The sequence below is a fragment of the Glutamicibacter sp. 0426 genome, from assembly GCF_001906485.1.
GTDB lineage: Bacteria > Actinomycetota > Actinomycetes > Actinomycetales > Micrococcaceae > Glutamicibacter > Glutamicibacter nicotianae.
This window is the reverse complement of the sequence record NZ_MPBI01000001.1, coordinates 574,653-592,045: the sequence shown is the minus strand read 5'-3', so window position 1 is coordinate 592,045 and position 17,393 is coordinate 574,653. Positions and strand designations below refer to the sequence as shown.

Here is a 17,393-nt window from a genome sequence, read left to right as displayed (position 1 = left end):
CCTGGATGTTTCATCTAGCTGAAACTTTTCGACAGTGCTAAGCGGGGTCTGCTTGCGCATCGAGGTTTCGGGGACGAACATTTCCCACCTCGTTGTGGTGCTGCACCGGCAGGCCATTCCAGGGGTCGATCAACCAGTTCGGTGCGTGGATCTCACGTTACGCAGGTTTTGTTTCTCCCATGCGCGTGCTTCTGTTTCCGCAATGTTAAAAACTTTTGTCCCAGTTCCCGCGGAAAAACCAGGTTTTTTGGTGGAGAACGCCCGAAAACCGTTTTCGCCAGCCGATTTTGAAAGCCGCCCAATGTTTCAAGCATGTTGCGCACACGCGTCGGCATCCCGCCAAATTTTTCGCGCTTCTTCGCCATATTGCGTCTCTGGCTCGTCATGGAAGCCGATCCTGGAGGCCGCGGGACGGGTTAAACCAGCGGTGGCCGGCAAGCATGAATGCTTGCCGGCCACCGCAATGGGGCTATGGATTCGCTGCCGCTACTTCTCGTTCTGCGGATCAGCGCCGGTTCCCTTTTCGGACGCGGTTTCCGATTCGGACGTGGTTCCCGATTCGGACGTGTCCTGGGCACCGGTGCCTTCCGCTGGCTTGCCGCCTTCTGCCGGGGCCAGCGCGGGCGCCGTTCCTGGCAGGTAGAACGCATCGGCCTGCTGGCCGCGCAGCTTGCCGAGGACCAGGATCAGCGCGAGGATGCCGGCGATGACCATGCCGATCGCCAGCCACTGGTGCACGCGCAGGGCCAGCGGCCCGATGGCGATGACCTCGGCCGCATCCAGGCGCAGCGATTCGGTGAAGGTGCGGCCGATCCCGTACCAGATCATGTAGCAGCAGAACAGCGCACCACGGCGCAGCCTGAACTTCCGATCCAGCGCGATCAGCACGAAGGCGCCGAGCACGTTCCACAGCGACTCGTACAGGAAGGTCGGGTGGAAAAGCGTGTCCGCGGGCAGCCCGGCCGGGAAGTTGTAGCTGTCCGGGTCGATCTCCAGGCCCCACGGCAGGTCGGTCGGCGCACCGAAGAGCTCCTGGTTGAACCAGTTGCCCCAGCGTCCGGCCGCCTGCGCCAGCAGCAGGCCGGGCACGGCGGCGTCGACGAATGCAGAAAGCCGGATGCCGGCCCTCCGGCAGCCGATCCAGGCTCCGAGCGCGCCGAGCGACACCGCGCCCATGATGCCCAGCCCGCCGAGCCAGATCTGCGGGATCTCAGCCAGATGCGCACTCTGCCCGCCGAGCCCGAAGTAGTACATCGGGTCGGTGATCAGCACATGGTAGAGGCGTCCGCCGACGATGCCGAAGGGGATCGTCCAGATCGCGATGTCCCAGAGCATGTCGGAGTTCCCGCCGCGGGCGGAAAGCCGCTTGTTGGTCAGCCACAGCGCGATCAGGATGCCCGCGAGGATGCACAGCGCGTAGGCGTGGATGGTCAGCGGGCCCAGCGAGATCTTCGAGAACTCCGGCGGCGGAGACGGGATCGAAGCCGGCAGGGCCAGGGCCAGCTGCATGGCGAAAGCCATCAGGCGCGTCCGCTCAGTTCGGCGGCCAGGGCGCCGACTGCCGGCACTCCCCCGTTGCGCAAAGCGGCGACCAGCGCGGTGCCGACGATCACGCCGTCCGCGTAGGCGCCGATTTCTTCCACATGCTCTCGGCGCGAGACGCCCAGGCCCACGCAGGCGTTCTCGGCGCCGGCGTTGTGGGCGGCGTCGACCACTGCCTGCGCGGCGGAGGACACCTCGGAACGGGCGCCGGTGACGCCCATCAGCGACACGCAGTAGACGAACCCGGAAGAGGCGTCGACCGTGCGCTGCACGCGGGCTTCGGCCGAGGACGGCGCGATGAGGAACACGCGCTCCAGGCCGTGCCTCTCGCTGGCTTCCATCCACTCGGCGGCCTCATCGGGCACCAGGTCGGGGGTGATCAGCCCGGCCCCGCCGGCCTCTGCGAAGCGCCGGGCGAATTCGTCCACGCCCAGGCGCAGCACCGGGTTCCAGTAGGTCATGACCATCACGGCCGCGTCGGTGCGTTCGGTGATCCCGCGCACGATCTCGAAGATCTGCGGGACCTTGAAGCCGTTCGCCAGCGCCTGCACGGTGGCTTCCTGGATGACCTGGCCGTCCATGACCGGGTCGGAGTACGGGATGCCGATCTCGATGACATCCACGCCGTTCTCGGCCAGCGCCACGGCGGCCTCGATGCTGGTGGCGACGTCCGGGTAGCCGGCAGGCAGGTAGCCGATGAGGGCCGGACGGCCCTCGGCGCGGGCTGCGGCGATCTTCTGGGCGCTGGTCACGCGGGTCATCTACTTCTCCTCGGAGTTCTGCGAGCCGGAGTTCTGCGCGTTGGCCGCGCTGATTTCGGCCTCGGCGTCCTTTTCGTCGATCATGTTGAACCAGGCGGCGGCGGTGCCCACGTCCTTGTCCCCGCGGCCGGAGAGGTTCGCGATGATGATCGTCTCCTGCGGCACAGCGCCCTCGGCGATCTTGCGGGCGGCCAACCGGATGGTGCCGGCCAGCGCGTGCGCGGACTCGATCGCCGGCAGAATGCCCTCGGTGCGGCACAGCGCCTTGAACGCGTCCATCGCCTCGGTGTCGGTGACCGGCTCGTAGGTGACGCGGCCGATGTCGGCCAGGTAGGCGTGCTCCGGGCCGACGCCCGGGTAGTCCAGACCGGCGGAGATCGAGTGCGACTCGACGGTCTGCCCGTCCTCGTCCTGCATCAGGTAGCTCTTCGCGCCGTGCAGCACGCCCGGGCGGCCCAGGGTGATGGTCGCGGCGTGGCGGTCGGTGTCCACGCCGTCGCCGCCAGCCTCGAATCCGTAGATCTCGACCGACGGGTCGTCGAGGAACCCGTGGAAGATGCCGATCGCATTGGAGCCGCCGCCGATGCATGCGGTCACGGCGTCGGGCAGGCGCCCGGCCTGGGCCAGGATCTGCTCGCGCGCCTCGTCGCCGATGACCTCGTGGAAGTAGCGGACCATCGCCGGGAACGGCGCGCCGCCGGCGGCGGTGCCCAGCAGGTAGTGGGTGGTCTCGACGTTGGCGACCCAGTCGCGCAGCGCCTCGTTGATCGCGTCCTTCAGCGTCTGGGAGCCGACGGTCACCGGGATCACGGTGGCGCCGAGCAGGCGCATGCGCGCCACGTTCAGCGCCTGGCGGCGGGTGTCCTCGGCGCCCATGTAGACCACGCACTCCAGGCCCATCAGGGCCGCGGCGGTGGCCGAGGCGACGCCGTGCTGGCCGGCGCCGGTCTCCGCGATGATGCGGGTCTTGCCCATGCGCTTGGCCAGCAGCGCCTGGCCGAGCACGTTGTTGATCTTGTGGCTGCCGGTGTGGTTCAGGTCCTCGCGCTTGAGGAAGATCCGCACCCCTCCGCAGTACTGCTCGGAGAAGCGCTTGGCTTCGGTAAGCAGCGAGGGGCGTCCGGAGTAGTTCTTGTTCAGGTCCTTGACCTGCGCGATGAACTCGGGGTCGTTCTTGGCCGCCTCGAAGGTCTCGTTCAGCTCGTCCATGGCGGCCATGAGGGACTCGGGCATCCATCGTCCGCCATACGCTCCGAAGTACGGGCCGCTTGCGTGCCTCAGCGACTGTGCATCGATCGACTGGCTGTGCTCGGAGTTCTCCGGAGTGCTCATCGATTCCCTCTTTTCTCGTACGAAGCTTGATTCGTGGTAAGTCTCGTGCCCCGCCGGAAGCTCCTGCGGGGCACGAAATGCAATTCTGCGTCCGACGCTGCCGTGCGCGGCTAGCGCTGCGGCTTGGCGTCGGTGCCGGCCTGGATGAACGCGGCGACCGAAGCGCGCGGATCGGCGTGCTTCACCAGCGCCTCGCCCACGAGGATCGCGTCGGCGCCGGCCGCACCGTACTGGGCAACCTGCTCGGTGGATTCCACACCGGATTCGGCGACGATCACCGCCTCGGACGGCAGCAGCGGTGCGAGCTTGCCGAAGGTGGCCGGATCGACGTCCAGCGTCTTCAGGTTGCGCACATTCACGCCGATGATCTTCGCCCCGGCCTTGATGGCGCGGGCGATCTCTTCCTCGGTGTGGGTTTCCACCAGGGCGTTCATTCCCAGCTGGTGAGTCAATTCTAGGAAAGATGCCAGCAATTCATCATTCAGCGCCGCAACAATGAGCAACACGAGGTCAGCGCCGTGCGCGCGGGCTTCATAGATCTGGTACTCGTCGACCGTGAAATCCTTGCGCAGCACCGGGATCTGCACGGCGGCGCGCACCGCATCGAGATCCTGGAGCGAACCGCCGAAGCGGCGCGCTTCGGTCAGCACGGAAATCACCGAGGCGCCGCCGGCTTCGTACTCGGCGGCCAGGACGGCGGGCTCCGGTATGTCGGCCAGCGCGCCCTTGGACGGGGACTTGCGCTTTACCTCGGAGATTACACGCAGCGTGGTGTCGCGGGCGGCCTGATCGGTGTGGCCGCCCAGCGCGGCGAACGCATCACGTGCAGGGGCGGTTGCCGCCGCTGCCTGCTTGATCGCTTCCAGGCTGGTGATTGCGCGACGGGCGCCCAGGTCTTCCCGGACGCCCGCGATGATGTCATCAAGAACAGTCAATTTAGTGCGATGCTCCACTGCGAGCGCCACCGACGCCGAAACCGGCTGCCTTCAGGATCCAGCCCAGCAGCAGGCCGACTACGACGATGCCGCAACCGACCCAGACGATGGACCAGGCGAGGTAGGCGAAGGCGATCCCTGCCACGATTGCACCGACAATCATGGTCAGCACGCAGGCCCACGCTGCGATGGAGTTGCCGTGGCCAATCTCTTCGGTGTAAACCGGATCGATCTCGGTGTTCTGCGACATGTTCGATGTCTCCTCATGTTGTGATTCTGCGCCCCGGCAGGGCGTTGCTGCCGAAGGACGTTGGTCTTCAGGTTCCATTCTGCCACCTGCGCGCGAGAACCTCCTATTCCAGGGGCCTTCGTTGCGCGCCGGTGGTGCGAATCACGCTCGGCCCTGGGCTATTTCCCGCCAGCGGTCGGGTCTTCGCCCTGCGAGAGCTGCTCCCAGCTGGCGATATTGCGCGAGGACTGGTCCTTGGGCTCCACGCTGGCCTTGGCCGCTTGCCGGTCGTACTTGCTGGCCTTCGCGGGCCAGCGTCCGGCAAAGACAAGCACCAGCACCGCCTGCAGCACGATCAGCACGCCAGCAATCACCGCTACCGCCGGCCACGCGGTGAGCGCGTACTCGCCGGCGTTCTGGGCCAGGCCGGTGGCTTCGGCCACGGCGGTGGAGGCCACGGCCTGCGGGTCGCGCAGCGCGCCAATGCCGGCGGTGATCACCGTGGCGCCGGCGAGCAGGCAGATCGCCGCGATGATGTAGCGGGCGATCTTCCCGGCGATCAGCAGCGCCAGCGAACCGGCCAGCACCACCACGCAGACCGCGGTGACCGAGGCGGCCGCGGTCGCCCCGTCAACGACAATCTGCGGGATCTGCACGGAGCTGGAGGCCACATCAACGGTGATCCAGGTCCGGGTGGCCGACCAGAGGCCGATCAGTGCGCCGGCCAGGCCGAAAAGTGCAAGGCTGCGGGCGCTGGTCAATTTCTTCACTTCGCTTCACCTGATTCGGTGTTGATGGTGTGGGCGGCACGCATGGACTGCGCGGCCCAGACGGCGCGCAGCGGGGCGGCCGCCTTGTTCACGGTTTCCAGTGCCTCGTCGGCGAACTTCGAGTCGTTCACGATGCCGCCGCCGGCCTGCACGTAGGCGCGATCCCCCTTGAGCAGGGCGGAGCGGATGGCGATGGCCATGTCCATGTCGCCGGCGAAGTCCAGGTAGCCGACCACGCCGCCATAGATGCCGCGGCGGTACGGCTCGTACTCGTCGAGCAGCTGCAGGGCGCGGGGCTTCGGCGCTCCGGAGAGCGTGCCGGCCGGGAAGGTCGCGGCGAGCACGTCGTAGGCGTCCACGTCGTCGCGGGTCTTGCCGACCACGTTGGAGACCAGGTGCATGATGTGGCTGAAGCGCTCGACCTCCATGAACTGGGTGACTTCCACGGTGCCGGCCTTGCACACCCGCGAAAGGTCGTTGCGCGAGAGATCCACGAGCATCAGGTGCTCGGCGCGTTCCTTCTCGTCGTTGACCAGCGACTTCTCATGCAGCTGGTCGTCCTCGTAGTTGGCCCCGCGCGGCCGGGAGCCAGCGATCGGGTGCGTGACCACGTGCGAGTCGTTCACCGTGACCAGCGCTTCTGGCGAGGAGCCGACGATCTCGAAGCGTTCGCCGTCCTCGTTGACGAAGTTGAACAGGTACATGTACGGGCTCGGATTGGTTGCGCGCAGCACCCGGTAGACATCCAGCGCGTCGGCCTGGGTTTCCAGCTCGAAGCGGCGCGAAACGACAATCTGGAAGACCTCTCCGTCCACGATCGCGGTCTTGGACTTGGCCAGCGCCGCCAGGTATTCGTTCTCGTCCCAGGAATGGGTGACTGCGTCCATCAGGGTTTCGCGCGGCACATCGGTGCCGGTGAGCACCGCCGCGGCCGAATCCACCGGCACCGCGAGCTGGTCGAGCATCGCCTGCAGGCGGGCGACGGCGCTGTCGTAGGCCGCATCGACGTTCTCGTCGCTGCCATCGAAGTTGATGGCGTTGGCGATCAGCGTGACCGTGCCCTCGGCCGCATCATGGGCCGCCATGTCGGCGACCAGGTTCATGCTCAGCTCCGGCAGGTTCAGGTCGTCCGCCGGAGGGTTCGGCAGCTTCTCCCAATGGCGCACGCATTCCCAGCCGATGAAGCCGACCATGCCGCCGGTCAGCGGAGGCATGCCGGGAACCGGTTCGGTTTTCAGCGCACGCACGGTGTCGCGCAGCACCTCCACGCCCGCCCCGCCGGTGGGCAGGCCGTCAGGAGCGTGCCCCTGCCAGTAGGCTTCACCCCCGCGGGTACTCAGCGTGGCCGGAGAGTTCACCCCGATGAACGAGTAGCGGCTCCAGACGCCGCCCGGGGCCGCCGACTCCATCAGGAAGGTTCCGGGCCGCCCCTGTGCCAGCGTGCGATACAGGCCGATCGGCGTGAGCGAGTCGGCCAGCACGGTGATGGTGACCGGGATGACGCGGCGGTTCGCGGCCATGGCGCGGAAGGACTCGCGGGACGGGGAAATCTTGCCAAGGGTTTTCATCAATGTTCTTCTTCTACGTGTTCTTCGAGCCGGTGCGGCAACGCGCAGCTGGGTGCGGAATTCGCGGCGCCCGCCTGCTGCTGGTGCCGGTGCGTCGGCAGTCCTACTCGGGACGGTGGCCCACCACGGCCGGCAATTCGCGATCGGTGAAGCAGGATTCGGTGCCGGTGTGGCAAGCGGCGCCCACCTGGTCGACCTGGACGAGCAGCGCGTCGCCGTCGCAGTCCAGGGCCACGGACTTCACGAACTGGTAGTGGCCGGAGGTGTCGCCCTTGCGCCAGTACTCCTGGCGGGAACGCGAATAGAAGGTGACCCGGCCGGTGGTCAGCGTGCGGTGCAGCGCTTCATCGTCCATCCAGCCGAGCATCAAGACCTTACCGGAATCGTACTGCTGCGCGATGGCGGCAAACAGGCCATTGGCATCGCGCTTGAGGCGAGAGGCGATCTCCGGGTCGAGGCTGTGGGATTCAGGGCTCGGAATCGAGCCGTCGTTAGAAGTAGGCATCCCCATTAGCATACTGGTTTTCCGCGGAATCCTGAGACCTGTGACGTACCGCTCGTCGACGCGCCATGCCGACTGGGCGACACCTCTCTCGCCTTGCACAATTAGTCAGTTGCAGCGTGCTAGTTTCAGAAGTGATGCACTTAGTTCAGGCTTCCAGACTTGCGTTGGCCGAGACCCTGCTTGCGGCAGGACCTACCGCCGACACCCTTTGCGACGGTTGGCAAACCCGCCATCTCGCCGCGCACCTCGTGTTGCGCGAAAGCTCGCTGCTTTCCGCTGGTACGTTCTTCAAGCCGCTTTCCAAGAAGCTTGAAGCGAAACTGAACCAGATGGTGGTCGCGGCGCAGACCCCGGAAGGCTACGCGAAATTGGTCCGCAGCTTCCGCTCGGGTCCGCCCGCGTTCTCGCCATTCGCCATCGACAAGGTCAACCAGTCGGCGAACCTCTCGGAGTTCTTCATCCATACCGAGGATGTTCGCCGGGCCCGCGGCCAATGGGCTCCGCGGGTGCTGGACAAGGAATACACAGAACTGCTCTGGCAGTCGCTGACCCGCATGTCCCGGCTGCTGTTTCGCCACGCGCCCATCGGCATTATTCTCACGCGTCCCGATGGCCAGCGCCATGTTGCCAAGAAGGCGCCGAACGCTGTGTCCATTACCGGACCGGTGACCGAACTGATGATGTACTCGTTCGGCCGCATCGACCAGAGCCTGGTCTTGTTCGAGGGCGGCGAAACCGCTTTGGAAATCGTCAAGGGATTCAAGCCGGGGCTGTAGCACTCCCTCCCGTTTATCCACATTCGTGGGTGGGCCATCAATGTTCGCTTCGCACCGGCCTAGGATTTCGAGCAATCGATATCCAACGGCTTCGGAGCTTGAACATGAACACCCAGAAAATTGTTCGCCGTTACTCTAGTGCTGCTATCGCTGCAGTCCCCGCTTTCGTCCTGGTCGCCCTGGCATCAGCGCTGATCGTGTCCGTTGCACCGGCCGAAGCCGAATCTTCGGCTTCATCGACGACCGGTTCTTGCACCGCAGAGGCGACGCCACCCAGCGAACCGGAGCCTCCAGACTCGGCAAGCCTTCTGTATGAAAAATCGGATTACGGGCGCTCGAAGCTGCACGGCGCTTCTTCCGATTTCTCGATTACGAAATCCTCTATCGCTCCCCCGCCGATTTCGCGCCGATAGTTACTGGCAAATGCGAATTGGAGCAATGCTGGAAAACGTTCCAAGATCAAGACGAACTGAGAAAAGGGCCAGAAGACAGCCAGATCGGTGGCTACCACTATCTCCGCACGGACTACATCGTCCAGTTCGACGGAAACCAGGCCTACCTGATGGGAGAGCTCACCTTGTCCCCACGCTCCCTGCTACGACCAGATCAGGAAGTCATATTCTTCGAAGAACAAAATCTGGGTGAGATCACCGTAGGACTTGAATATACCGACACCGGGTGGAAAGTCTCTGACGTCTCGCTTGATAATCCACGTTCAGCAACACGGCGCGACACTTGAGCCTGGATTCATTCGAACCAGTTACACTGCTAAGTTCTACGCTGACGCCATGCCGGCAGCCGATGGCCAGGAGGTTGCTCTCTGCACGTATGAGCCGTATCAATAGTGGCGGAAGTTCACAGAGGATCTGAAATAGGCTGTGGCAGGTTTTCCACAGATTCATCGAAAACTCTCCACTTTCTTGAAACACGGGCATAGGATTGCGCACAACCTCGCATTCCCGATGATCATGGAGAGTTCGGATGGAATCTCGGAAAGTTGCAGTTATCGCGTCGGTTGCTGCAGTTGCACTCGCACTGTCAGGCTGCAGCACAGGGAACACCGAAGGAGCATCCGAATCAACGGCTAAAAATTCCACATCACCTTCAGCATCGAGTCCACCGACAACTACCCCTCCTCCGAGCGAGTCTGATAAATACAGACCCGCCACAGCGAAGGGGCCAGCGGAAAACGTTCCGATTCCAAAGCTACCGTCCGCCGCCAAAATAAACTCAGAAGAAGGCGCAGCAGCATTCACCAATTATTACTTCGACCTCATCAATTACACGGTCGAAACAACTAAAACCGATCCGATTAAGAACGTGACTTCCCGCGGTTGCAAATTATGCGCCGAAGCGATTATCGACTCGGCTGACGAGAGTGCCTCCGTAGGCGAATGGCAAGTTGGCGGCGAATACAAAGCATCAGTGATCGACTCTTATATTTCTGCGCCGGGAAAGGCCATCGTCACCGCTAGATTCTCTGCAGAACCCTTCAAAACGTATTTAGAGCCTGATTCTGTAGTCGCGGAGTACTCAGAAGTAAAAACAACTCTGTCGACTTTTCAGTTGTCATTTGACTCGTCCTGGTCAGTTGAAGATTTGCTTGTAGAAGAAGAATAATTTTCATGCTTTATTTTCGACTGACCATAGCCTCACTTTTACTCTTTACCTCAATTAATTCCGTACAGGTAACAGAGCAACAGTTGAATCTCATACCTTGCCAAAAGAAAGAATCACTCGGTCAGACGGATGTAAGAGTGAAATGGTCACTTTGCCCCAAGAAGGACAAAGACAGCGGATACCATCGAGATAAACAACCGATCAAGGAAAAGCGTCAGGGGCCTAAATACGATTACCGTGATTTTGATTCATGCAACCCTACAAATGATTCCTTTATGGAATGCCGTTCAAACCCAGATCTAAGAGTCTGCGACGACGGTTCCTACCCTATAATTCGTCAAATTTTAGTGGTGGAAGGAGATAACAAAGGCAACATAGTGGATTCTTTCCGAGTTTGCCCAGAAGATCCGAAGGATCAAAGAATAGAGGAAATTAACAAGGAATCCGTCACGGTAACGCTCGAACAATTCCGATCATTTCCAATTGTTGCTTCGGATATCAGTAGTTCTCCTGCAAACTTTTCCTTGCGAAATGGTCATACTCATATCTGGGCAACAAGCCAAGTTCAATATTTCGACTTGGAGATAGGGCAGAGTTTGGCACGTATAAAGGCGATACCAATTCAATGGAATTGGAACTATGGCGACGGTACCACTCGGAATCTAAATTTCCCTGGTGAACCAGCGCCGAACCATACATTGAGAGATGAGACCCCCACAAGTCATTCTTATGGTGAGACTGGCAAGTTCAAGGTAGGAGTCATTACTCTCTACCGGGGAGAATTCAGCCTCGATGGCGGTCCGTGGCAAGCTATCCCCGGTCAAGCCGCCGTCGCAAGCACACCGATTGAAATCGACGTTTGGCGCACTGAGAAGGAGCTCATTGCCAACGATTAGCCAAGTACAGCATGAGGCCCAGCACCTTGTGGTGCTGGGCCTCATGCTTGGATCCTAGCGAACTGGGTAACCAGCTTCGCGGATCGCTTGCTTAACCGTGGCGATCATGTCCTTCGGTCCGAAGTGGAAAATCGAGGCTGCCAATACTGCGTCGGCACCCGCTTCGATCGCTGGAGGGAAGTCCTCAGGCTTTCCCGCGCCGCCAGAAGCGATCAGCGGAACCGAGACCTCAGCGCGAACCGCACGGATCATTTCCAGATCGAAACCATCCTTCGTGCCATCAGCATCGATCGAGTTCAGCAGGATCTCCCCCACGCCTCGTTCGGCAGCTTCCTTCGCCCAGGCTACGGCGCACATGCCGGTGCCCGTACGACCGCCATGGGTAGTGACCTCGTAGCCCGATGCGATCGACGGATCATCGGTGCGGCGCGCGTCCAGGGACAGCACGAGCACCTGGGAGCCGAAGCGCTGGGTGATCTCGTTGATGACCTCGGGACGGTTCACCGCCGCGGTATTGATCGAGGCTTTGTCGGCACCGTTGCGTAGCAGCCGATCGACGTCTTCAGCAGTGCGGACGCCACCGCCCACGGTCAGCGGGATGAAGACTTCTTCTGCGGTGTGACGGACCACTTCGTAGGTGGTTTCACGGTCCGAACTCGATGCGGTGACATCGAGGAAGGTCAGCTCGTCGGCACCTGCGTCATTGTAGCGGCGGGCAAGCTCAACTGGGTCGCCAGCATCGCGAAGGCCCGCGAAGTTGACGCCCTTGACGACTCGTCCGGCATCGACGTCGAGGCAAGGAATAACACGAATTGCAACGCTCATCAGCGGAATTTCCTTGTCTACTTAGATGCGGCAGGCGTGGATCTGGCTGACCAAGATGGCACGTGCGCCAACGTCATAGAGTTCGTCCATGATGTTGTTCGTCTGCGATTTCTTGACCATGGCGCGCACGGCGACCCACTCGGAGTTGGCAAGGTCCGACACGGTTGGCGATTCCAGGCCTGGGGTCAGTGCGCAGGCCTTGTCGGCCAACTCGCGGCGTACGTCGTAGTCGAGCATGACGTACTGGCGAGCAACGAGCACGCCATTGAGGCGGCGGATCAGCACATCCAGGCCAGATGGCTTGTGCCCTACACGGCCAATCATGACCGCTTCGGAGTTCAGCAGCGGATCGCCGAAGATCTCCATGCCTGCGGCCTTGATGGTGTTGCCAGTTTCAACGACGTCGGCAATGGCATCGGCTACGCCGAGGCGGACCGAGGACTCGATGGCGCCATCAAGGCGAACGATTGAAGCTTCGATGCCGGACTTCTCGAGGTAGTGGCGCAGCAGCACGTCGTAGCTGGTGGCAATGCGCTTGCCATTGAGCTGCTGGGCATCGTTGAATGCGCCAACCGGGGCAGCGAAGCGGAAGGTCGACTTGCCGATGCCCAGCGAGAGCTGCTCTTCGACAGCGTCGTCGACATCTGCATCGAGGTACAGGTCGCGACCGGTGATGCCTACGTCTAGGATTCCGCGGCCGACATAGACAGCGATATCGCGGGGACGCAGATAGAAGAATTCGACTTGGTTGTCCTCGTCGACCAGGACCAGTTCGCGGGAATCGCGGCGCTGGAGGTAGCCAGCTTCCTTGAACATGGTGGAAGCGATTTCGGACAAGGCACCCTTGTTGGGTAGGGCTACGCGGAGCATTTTTGACTCGTTTCGTCATGAATGGCGCTGCGGCGATTAGCCATAAACAAGCGCCAAGGATTAATTCGTTGGCCGTTGTTTCTGCCGCCGTGCGTTGACTGCGGCCTGATCGGCAATGGATCAGGCCGCAGTCGCGCGACGGCTATAGATGCTTGTAAACGTCGGCCAAGGTCATGCCCTTGGCGATCATGAGAACCTGCAGGTGGTACAGCAACTGGGAGATTTCCTCCGCCGCGGCCTCATCGGTTTCGTACTCCGCAGCCATCCAAACTTCGGCGGCTTCCTCGACGATCTTCTTGCCGATGCCGTGGACACCAGAGTCGAGTTCGGTGACGGTACGTGAGCCTTCCGGGCGGGATTGTGCCTTGAGCGATAGTTCGCTGAAGAGCTCGTCAAAAGTTTTCACGGAACTTATCCTAGCTGTTTTCTTTTCCGGTGCCGTATTCTGGTGGCCCTTTGTGACAGGGCCGCCCCGCGGCTAAGGCAGTGCGGCTACTGTCATGACGGCAGCCGAGTAGGCTTCATAGCCCTTGTCCTCACTGGAGTTCTCCAAGCCAGCGCGGTCCAGGGCCTGCTCTTCGTTATCGCAGGTGAGCACGCCGAAACCAATAGGGGTTTTGGTGTCCACACTCACATTGGTTAAGCCATTGGTCGCTGCCATGCAGACATAGTCGAAGTGCGGGGTTCCGCCGCGGATGACCACACCCAGCGCGATGACCGCGTCGTAGTCCCCTGCGAGGGTGGAAGCCGCGACCGGCAACTCGAAAGTGCCCGGTACCCGAATCAGGGTGGTGCTGGATTCCAGGCCGGCGTCCTTGGCGGCGCGCTGGGCACCGTCAATCAGTCCGTTCATGATCACTTCGTGCCAGCTGGCGGCTACGATGGCCACCTTGAGCTGGGAGAACTTCTCGTCACTGGCCAGGGCGGCCAGCTGTTCGCTGACGTCGGTTGGTGCGCCATGCTTGCTCATCTTGATGCTCCTTGGTTCTTCTGGATTCGTCGTGTTCAGGCGCCGTGGTAGGCGTCGGATTGCTGGTCATCGTCGGTATCGGGCAGGTCCAGATGGTGGCCGAAGCGAATCTGCTTGGTCCGCAGGTAGGCGGAGTTCTGCTCGCGCGGCGCGATCTGCAGGCCGACCAGCTCGGCCACCTTGATTCCCGCGTCGTTCAGTTGTTGCTGCTTGTCCGGATTGTTGCTCAGCAAGCGGATCTCGTCCAGGCCCATTGCCTTGAGAATTGCGGCGACGGCGAAGTATTCGCGGGCGTCGGCCGGGAATCCCAGATGCAAGTTGGCGTCCAGGGTGTCCATGCCGTCTTCCTGCAACGCGTAGGCGCGCAGCTTGTTGGCCAGCCCGATGCCGCGGCCTTCATGCCCGCGGATGTAGATGATGTGGCCGCCTTCGCGGGCGATGGCTTCCAACGATGCATGAAGCTGTTCGCCGCAGTCGCAACGGTACGAGCCGAAGATGTCCCCGGTGAGGCATTCCGAATGGATGCGCACCAGGTTACCCGGCGCGCCGCCATTGGGACCTTCATGGCTGAGCACGATGTGCTCGTGGTTCTCTGCGGTGGCTGCTCTGGCGGTGAAGTCCCCGAAGGCGGTAGGCAGCTTGATCGGGTCGGTCAGCTCGATCTCGTCATTGACCCGGCGCCAGCGGGCCAGGTCGTCAATGGAGATCAGTGGCAGGTCGTGTTCGGCGGCGAAGACCCGCAGGTCATCCAGGCGCATCATTTCGCCGTCGTCCTTGGTGATCTCGCCGATCACGCCCACCGGTTCCAGCCCGGCGGCCTGGCACAGGTCCACTGCTGCTTCGGTGTGGCCCCGGCGTTCGAGCACTCCCCCGGCTGCGGCGCGCAGCGGGAAGATGTGGCCCGGTCGGGAGAGCTGGGACGGCTGGGTGTCCGGGTCGGCCAGCAGGCGGCTGGTCAGCGCACGATCGGCGGCTGAAATGCCGGTGGTGATGCCTTCGGCGGCATCGCAGGTGACGGTGAAGGCGGTTCCCTTGGCGTCCTGGTTGATGCCGACCATCGGAGCCAGGCGCAGCGCGTCGGCACGTTGGGCGCCGAGCGGCACGCAGATCACCCCCGAGGTGTAGCGGATGGTGAAGGCCATCAGTTCGGCCGTAGCGTGCTGGGCGGCGAAGATGATGTCGCCTTCGTTCTCGCGGTCTTCGTCGTCGACAACGACAACTGCACGACCCGCGGCAAGGGCCGCCAGCGCGGTTGGGATGGAATCAAGCGTTGACGTAGCCATTACTGCTGGCCTCCGAATTCATTCAGGCGTGCCACATACTTGGCGAGCACGTCGACCTCAATATTGATCTTGTCGCCCACCTGGCGGGTGCCCATGGTGGTTTCGGCCAGGGTGATCGGGATGATGCCGACCTCGACCCAGTGGTTGCCGGCATCCGCTGCCGGGGAGACCGCGGTGATGGTCAGCGAAATGCCGTCCAGCGCAATGGAGCCCTTTTCGGCGGTCAGCGGCGCGTACGCGTCGTCGATGCCGATGCGGAAGGTGGTCCACTGGCCGTGGTCTTCGCGGGCCAGCACCGTGCCGACGGTGTCCACGTGGCCCTGCACCACGTGTCCGTCGAGCCGGCCGCCGGCTGGGGTGCAGCGTTCCAGGTTGACCTGGTCGCCGGTTTTCAGGGCGCCGATGGTGGTGCGGCGCAGGGTTTCGCCCATGACGTCGACGCTGAGCTTTTCCCCGTCCATCTCGGTGGCGGTCAGGCAGACCCCGTTGACGGCCAGTGAGCCGCCCAGGCCCAGGTTGTCGGTGTGGCCCGGGGCGCGCAGGGTCAATACTGCCAGGTCCTTGCCGGTGAAGGTCTCGATGCCTTCGATGACGCCTTGGCCGGTGACAATTCCGGTGAACATGTTTACTCCTTGAAAATTTTGGGGTTGCCGGCGATCAGTCGCGGGGCAGCGGTTCCAGATGCAGGGCAATGTCGTCGCCCAGCCTGGTCAAAGACTCGTTGCTGGCCGAATCCAGCCGGAAGCGCCGCGCATCGGCAAGCGTGGTGGTGTTCGGCATGTTGACCGATGAGCTGCCTGCGCCGATCAGCAGCGGCGCCTGGTAGCAGTAGATCTCGTCGGCCAGATCGGCTGCGATGAAGGCCGAGGCGACTGTGGCGCCGCCTTCAACCAGCAAATGGGCCAGGCCCAGCTCATTGGCCCGGGCGATAACCTCGTGCACGTCGTGGCTGCGGACCTGCGCCCAGTCATCACCCTGGGCGAGCGCCAGATCAGCCGGCAGATCCCGCTCGCCCATGACCAGCCGGAAGGGCTGGTGCTCTTGCAACTGGCCATCGGGGGTTCGGGCGGTCAACCGCGGGTTGTCGATGATCGCGGTGCTGGTGCCGACGAGGATGCCATCGACTCGCGAGCGCAGGGCGTGCGCGTGATTGCGCGACGCCGTGGACGTGATCCACTGGCTCGTGCCGTCCGGTGCGTTGATCCGGCCGTCGAGCGACTGCGCGATCTTGACGGTGATGTACGGCCGGCCCTCCTCCTTGGCGATGAACCAGCGGTGGTTCAGCTGCTTCGCGGCGGAGGAATCAGCCAGCTGGGTGGCCTGGGTTCCGTGGCTGCGCAGGTAGTCGGCGCCTCCGCTGGCGGCGGTGTTGTCGGGGACAGCGTAGTACACGTGGCCAATGCCGGCTTCCACAATGGCCTGGGCGCAGGGACCGGTTCGGCCGGTGTGGTTGCATGGTTCGAGGGTTACTACCATCGTCAGCTCGCGGGCCTTGGCCGCAGGCATCTTGCCCAGTCGGCGCAGTGCATCGATCTCGGCGTGCGGGTGCCCGGCACCGATATGGAAACCGGTGGCAATGATATTTCCCTCTGCATCCAAAACGCAGGCGCCGACCAGCGGGTTCGCTCCGCGGTGGCCCCGACCGGCGGTTTCCAGCGCAGTGCGCAATGCCGCGTCGAGCTGCTGGGTCGTGATCATGGTGCTATTCCTTTCAGCGTTTGCGCGAAATAGTCGGATCGAGCATTTCGGTTTCGATCTGGGGTTTGGCACCGCGCTTGGAATTGGCCCAGACGAAGAAGCCGACCAGGGTGAATGCGCCGTAGAACAGGTACATGAAGGCGCTGGCGTAGTATCCGGCGGAGAACAGCAGGGGCACGCCCACTGCGTCGACGGCAACCCAGATCAGCCAGAATTCCACCCAGCCCTTGGCCATGCCGTAGGTTGCGAGCAACGAGCCTACGAAGGTCCAGGCATCCGCCCAGACCGGCTCATAGGATCCGAGCATGCGGAAGATCGGGGTCAGTGCGACGGTGCCGAGGATCAGCACGGCAATCAGGCCCAGTCGGGTCTTGCCGGACGCCCATTGCGGGGTCACCGCGCTGCCGGTGCCGTCCTTGGCCTGCTTCCAGCGGTACCAGCCGAAGACCGATACGGCAATGAACATGATTTGGCGGCCTGCTTGGCCCCAGAGATTGGCTGTGTAGCCGGTATCGAAAATGCTGCCCAAGAAGACCGTCAGCAGCAGGAGGTTGCCGACTATGCCAATGGGCCAGGCCCAGACTTTGCGTCGCATGCCGCCCACGGCACTGGCCAGGCCGAAGATATTGCCTACGACTTCGCGCACCAGCAGTGCCGACGAGCCGATCGCAATTTGTGAGTTGAAAGCTTCAATGAGCCACCGCAGGAAATCCATCATTCCACCCTTCTCGAAGCGGCGGCTCCGGGGGTGTGCATTTGATGGGCCTGTGGCTCTGCTTTAGAAGATAGCCCCTGTGAGGGCTACCGGCAGTA

Annotated in this window: 21 protein-coding genes; 4 read left to right on the top strand and 17 right to left on the bottom strand. The window is 62.6% G+C overall.

Annotated elements, in window-relative coordinates; genetic code table 11:
- Window positions 1–152: 152 nt before the first annotated feature.
- The 9 genes from BKX98_RS16735 to hisI all read right to left on the bottom strand — a co-directional run bounded on the left by BKX98_RS16735 (window position 153) and on the right by hisI (window position 7,642).
- Entirely contained in the window at window positions 153–365 is a 213-nt protein-coding gene (locus BKX98_RS16735) for a hypothetical protein (protein ID WP_143181001.1), read from the bottom strand.
- A 121-nt stretch (window positions 366–486) separates the two neighbouring features.
- Window positions 487–1,521, bottom strand: a complete 1,035-nt coding sequence (lgt, locus tag BKX98_RS02830) for a prolipoprotein diacylglyceryl transferase (RefSeq protein WP_073706073.1) — start codon at window positions 1,519–1,521, stop codon at window positions 487–489.
- Entirely contained in the window at window positions 1,521–2,303 is a 783-nt protein-coding gene (trpA, locus tag BKX98_RS02825; RefSeq protein WP_073706072.1) for a tryptophan synthase subunit alpha, read from the bottom strand. The genes lgt and trpA overlap by 1 nt, the downstream gene beginning before the upstream one ends.
- Window positions 2,304–3,635, bottom strand: coding sequence for a tryptophan synthase subunit beta (gene trpB / locus BKX98_RS02820; RefSeq protein ID WP_038991799.1), 1,332 nt, complete (start codon window positions 3,633–3,635; stop codon window positions 2,304–2,306).
- Between the two features lie 110 nt (window positions 3,636–3,745).
- Window positions 3,746–4,570, bottom strand: a complete 825-nt coding sequence (trpC, locus tag BKX98_RS02815; protein ID WP_073706071.1) for an indole-3-glycerol phosphate synthase TrpC — start codon at window positions 4,568–4,570, stop codon at window positions 3,746–3,748.
- A 1-nt stretch (window position 4,571) separates the two neighbouring features.
- The gene (locus tag BKX98_RS02810) at window positions 4,572–4,820 is read right to left on the bottom strand and encodes an HGxxPAAW family protein (protein WP_066138850.1); all 249 of its coding nucleotides are present in this window, start codon (window positions 4,818–4,820) and stop codon (window positions 4,572–4,574) included.
- 158 nt (window positions 4,821–4,978) lie between these two features.
- Window positions 4,979–5,569 carry a Trp biosynthesis-associated membrane protein gene (locus tag BKX98_RS02805; protein ID WP_066138853.1) on the bottom strand — a complete coding sequence of 197 codons (591 nt, stop codon included), beginning with the start codon at window positions 5,567–5,569 and terminating at the stop codon, window positions 4,979–4,981.
- Complete coding sequence (locus BKX98_RS02800; RefSeq protein ID WP_073706070.1) at window positions 5,566–7,137, bottom strand: anthranilate synthase component I; 1,572 nt, start codon at window positions 7,135–7,137, stop codon at window positions 5,566–5,568. The genes BKX98_RS02805 and BKX98_RS02800 overlap by 4 nt, the downstream gene beginning before the upstream one ends.
- Window positions 7,138–7,240: 103 nt before the next feature.
- On the bottom strand, window positions 7,241–7,642 hold the full coding sequence (gene hisI, locus BKX98_RS02795) for a phosphoribosyl-AMP cyclohydrolase (protein WP_038991804.1): 402 nt from the start codon (window positions 7,640–7,642) through the stop codon (window positions 7,241–7,243).
- 134 nt (window positions 7,643–7,776) lie between these two features.
- On the opposite strand from hisI, the gene BKX98_RS02790 reads away from it, so the two are divergent.
- The 4 genes from BKX98_RS02790 to BKX98_RS16720 all read left to right on the top strand — a co-directional run bounded on the left by BKX98_RS02790 (window position 7,777) and on the right by BKX98_RS16720 (window position 10,934).
- Window positions 7,777–8,418: a TIGR03085 family metal-binding protein gene (locus tag BKX98_RS02790; protein ID WP_038991805.1), complete on the top strand. Its 642-nt coding sequence runs from the start codon at window positions 7,777–7,779 to the stop codon at window positions 8,416–8,418.
- Window positions 8,419–8,522: 104 nt separating this feature from the next.
- Window positions 8,523–8,831, top strand: a complete 309-nt coding sequence (locus BKX98_RS16730; protein WP_143181000.1) for a hypothetical protein — start codon at window positions 8,523–8,525, stop codon at window positions 8,829–8,831.
- Window positions 8,832–9,399: 568 nt separating this feature from the next.
- Window positions 9,400–10,038 (top strand): DUF6318 family protein, encoded by a 639-nt coding sequence (locus BKX98_RS16725; RefSeq protein ID WP_143180999.1) that lies wholly within the window; start codon window positions 9,400–9,402, stop codon window positions 10,036–10,038.
- 5 nt (window positions 10,039–10,043) lie between these two features.
- Window positions 10,044–10,934 (top strand): hypothetical protein, encoded by an 891-nt coding sequence (locus BKX98_RS16720; protein ID WP_143180998.1) that lies wholly within the window; start codon window positions 10,044–10,046, stop codon window positions 10,932–10,934.
- A 54-nt stretch (window positions 10,935–10,988) separates the two neighbouring features.
- Here BKX98_RS16720 and hisF read toward each other — a convergent pair whose 3' ends face one another.
- From hisF to pnuC, 8 genes are all read right to left on the bottom strand, one after another.
- Window positions 10,989–11,759 carry an imidazole glycerol phosphate synthase subunit HisF gene (gene hisF / locus BKX98_RS02780; RefSeq protein WP_073706068.1) on the bottom strand — a complete coding sequence of 257 codons (771 nt, stop codon included), beginning with the start codon at window positions 11,757–11,759 and terminating at the stop codon, window positions 10,989–10,991.
- A 21-nt stretch (window positions 11,760–11,780) separates the two neighbouring features.
- Window positions 11,781–12,629, bottom strand: coding sequence for an ATP phosphoribosyltransferase (gene hisG / locus BKX98_RS02775; RefSeq protein ID WP_038991809.1), 849 nt, complete (start codon window positions 12,627–12,629; stop codon window positions 11,781–11,783).
- Between the two features lie 142 nt (window positions 12,630–12,771).
- Window positions 12,772–13,035: a phosphoribosyl-ATP diphosphatase gene (locus tag BKX98_RS02770; protein WP_038991810.1), complete on the bottom strand. Its 264-nt coding sequence runs from the start codon at window positions 13,033–13,035 to the stop codon at window positions 12,772–12,774.
- 72 nt (window positions 13,036–13,107) lie between these two features.
- Entirely contained in the window at window positions 13,108–13,599 is a 492-nt protein-coding gene (gene ribH / locus BKX98_RS02765; protein ID WP_066138867.1) for a 6,7-dimethyl-8-ribityllumazine synthase, read from the bottom strand.
- A 35-nt stretch (window positions 13,600–13,634) separates the two neighbouring features.
- Window positions 13,635–14,882: a bifunctional 3,4-dihydroxy-2-butanone-4-phosphate synthase/GTP cyclohydrolase II gene (locus BKX98_RS02760; RefSeq protein WP_066138870.1), complete on the bottom strand. Its 1,248-nt coding sequence runs from the start codon at window positions 14,880–14,882 to the stop codon at window positions 13,635–13,637.
- The gene (locus BKX98_RS02755) at window positions 14,882–15,505 is read right to left on the bottom strand and encodes a riboflavin synthase (protein ID WP_038991814.1); all 624 of its coding nucleotides are present in this window, start codon (window positions 15,503–15,505) and stop codon (window positions 14,882–14,884) included. Before BKX98_RS02755 ends, BKX98_RS02760 begins: the two co-directional genes overlap by 1 nt.
- Window positions 15,506–15,539: 34 nt before the next feature.
- Complete coding sequence (gene ribD, locus BKX98_RS02750) at window positions 15,540–16,580, bottom strand: bifunctional diaminohydroxyphosphoribosylaminopyrimidine deaminase/5-amino-6-(5-phosphoribosylamino)uracil reductase RibD (RefSeq protein ID WP_073706067.1); 1,041 nt, start codon at window positions 16,578–16,580, stop codon at window positions 15,540–15,542.
- A 13-nt stretch (window positions 16,581–16,593) separates the two neighbouring features.
- Window positions 16,594–17,295, bottom strand: a complete 702-nt coding sequence (gene pnuC / locus BKX98_RS02745) for a nicotinamide riboside transporter PnuC (protein ID WP_038991902.1) — start codon at window positions 17,293–17,295, stop codon at window positions 16,594–16,596.
- Between the last annotated feature and the right edge of the window lie 98 nt (window positions 17,296–17,393).

What these genes read in the sequence shown, in the direction of transcription:
- trpA (WP_073706072.1), bottom strand. Translation starts at nt 2,303, where the DNA reads ATGACCCGCGTGACCAGCGCCCAGAAGATCGCCGCAGCCCGCGCCGAG.
- ribH (WP_066138867.1), bottom strand. Translation starts at nt 13,599, where the DNA reads ATGAGCAAGCATGGCGCACCAACCGACGTCAGCGAACAGCTGGCCGCC.
- BKX98_RS02755 (WP_038991814.1), bottom strand. Translation starts at nt 15,505, where the DNA reads ATGTTCACCGGAATTGTCACCGGCCAAGGCGTCATCGAAGGCATCGAG.
- BKX98_RS16725 (WP_143180999.1), top strand. Translation starts at nt 9,400, where the DNA reads ATGGAATCTCGGAAAGTTGCAGTTATCGCGTCGGTTGCTGCAGTTGCA.
- lgt (WP_073706073.1), bottom strand. Translation starts at nt 1,521, where the DNA reads ATGGCTTTCGCCATGCAGCTGGCCCTGGCCCTGCCGGCTTCGATCCCG.
- ribD (WP_073706067.1), bottom strand. Translation starts at nt 16,580, where the DNA reads ATGATCACGACCCAGCAGCTCGACGCGGCATTGCGCACTGCGCTGGAA.
- BKX98_RS02790 (WP_038991805.1), top strand. Translation starts at nt 7,777, where the DNA reads ATGCACTTAGTTCAGGCTTCCAGACTTGCGTTGGCCGAGACCCTGCTT.
- BKX98_RS16735 (WP_143181001.1), bottom strand. Translation starts at nt 365, where the DNA reads ATGGCGAAGAAGCGCGAAAAATTTGGCGGGATGCCGACGCGTGTGCGC.
- BKX98_RS16730 (WP_143181000.1), top strand. Translation starts at nt 8,523, where the DNA reads ATGAACACCCAGAAAATTGTTCGCCGTTACTCTAGTGCTGCTATCGCT.
- BKX98_RS02810 (WP_066138850.1), bottom strand. Translation starts at nt 4,820, where the DNA reads ATGTCGCAGAACACCGAGATCGATCCGGTTTACACCGAAGAGATTGGC.
- BKX98_RS02760 (WP_066138870.1), bottom strand. Translation starts at nt 14,882, where the DNA reads ATGGCTACGTCAACGCTTGATTCCATCCCAACCGCGCTGGCGGCCCTT.
- trpB (WP_038991799.1), bottom strand. Translation starts at nt 3,635, where the DNA reads ATGAGCACTCCGGAGAACTCCGAGCACAGCCAGTCGATCGATGCACAG.
- BKX98_RS02800 (WP_073706070.1), bottom strand. Translation starts at nt 7,137, where the DNA reads ATGAAAACCCTTGGCAAGATTTCCCCGTCCCGCGAGTCCTTCCGCGCC.
- hisI (WP_038991804.1), bottom strand. Translation starts at nt 7,642, where the DNA reads ATGCCTACTTCTAACGACGGCTCGATTCCGAGCCCTGAATCCCACAGC.
- hisF (WP_073706068.1), bottom strand. Translation starts at nt 11,759, where the DNA reads ATGAGCGTTGCAATTCGTGTTATTCCTTGCCTCGACGTCGATGCCGGA.
- pnuC (WP_038991902.1), bottom strand. Translation starts at nt 17,295, where the DNA reads ATGGATTTCCTGCGGTGGCTCATTGAAGCTTTCAACTCACAAATTGCG.
- BKX98_RS16720 (WP_143180998.1), top strand. Translation starts at nt 10,044, where the DNA reads ATGCTTTATTTTCGACTGACCATAGCCTCACTTTTACTCTTTACCTCA.
- hisG (WP_038991809.1), bottom strand. Translation starts at nt 12,629, where the DNA reads ATGCTCCGCGTAGCCCTACCCAACAAGGGTGCCTTGTCCGAAATCGCT.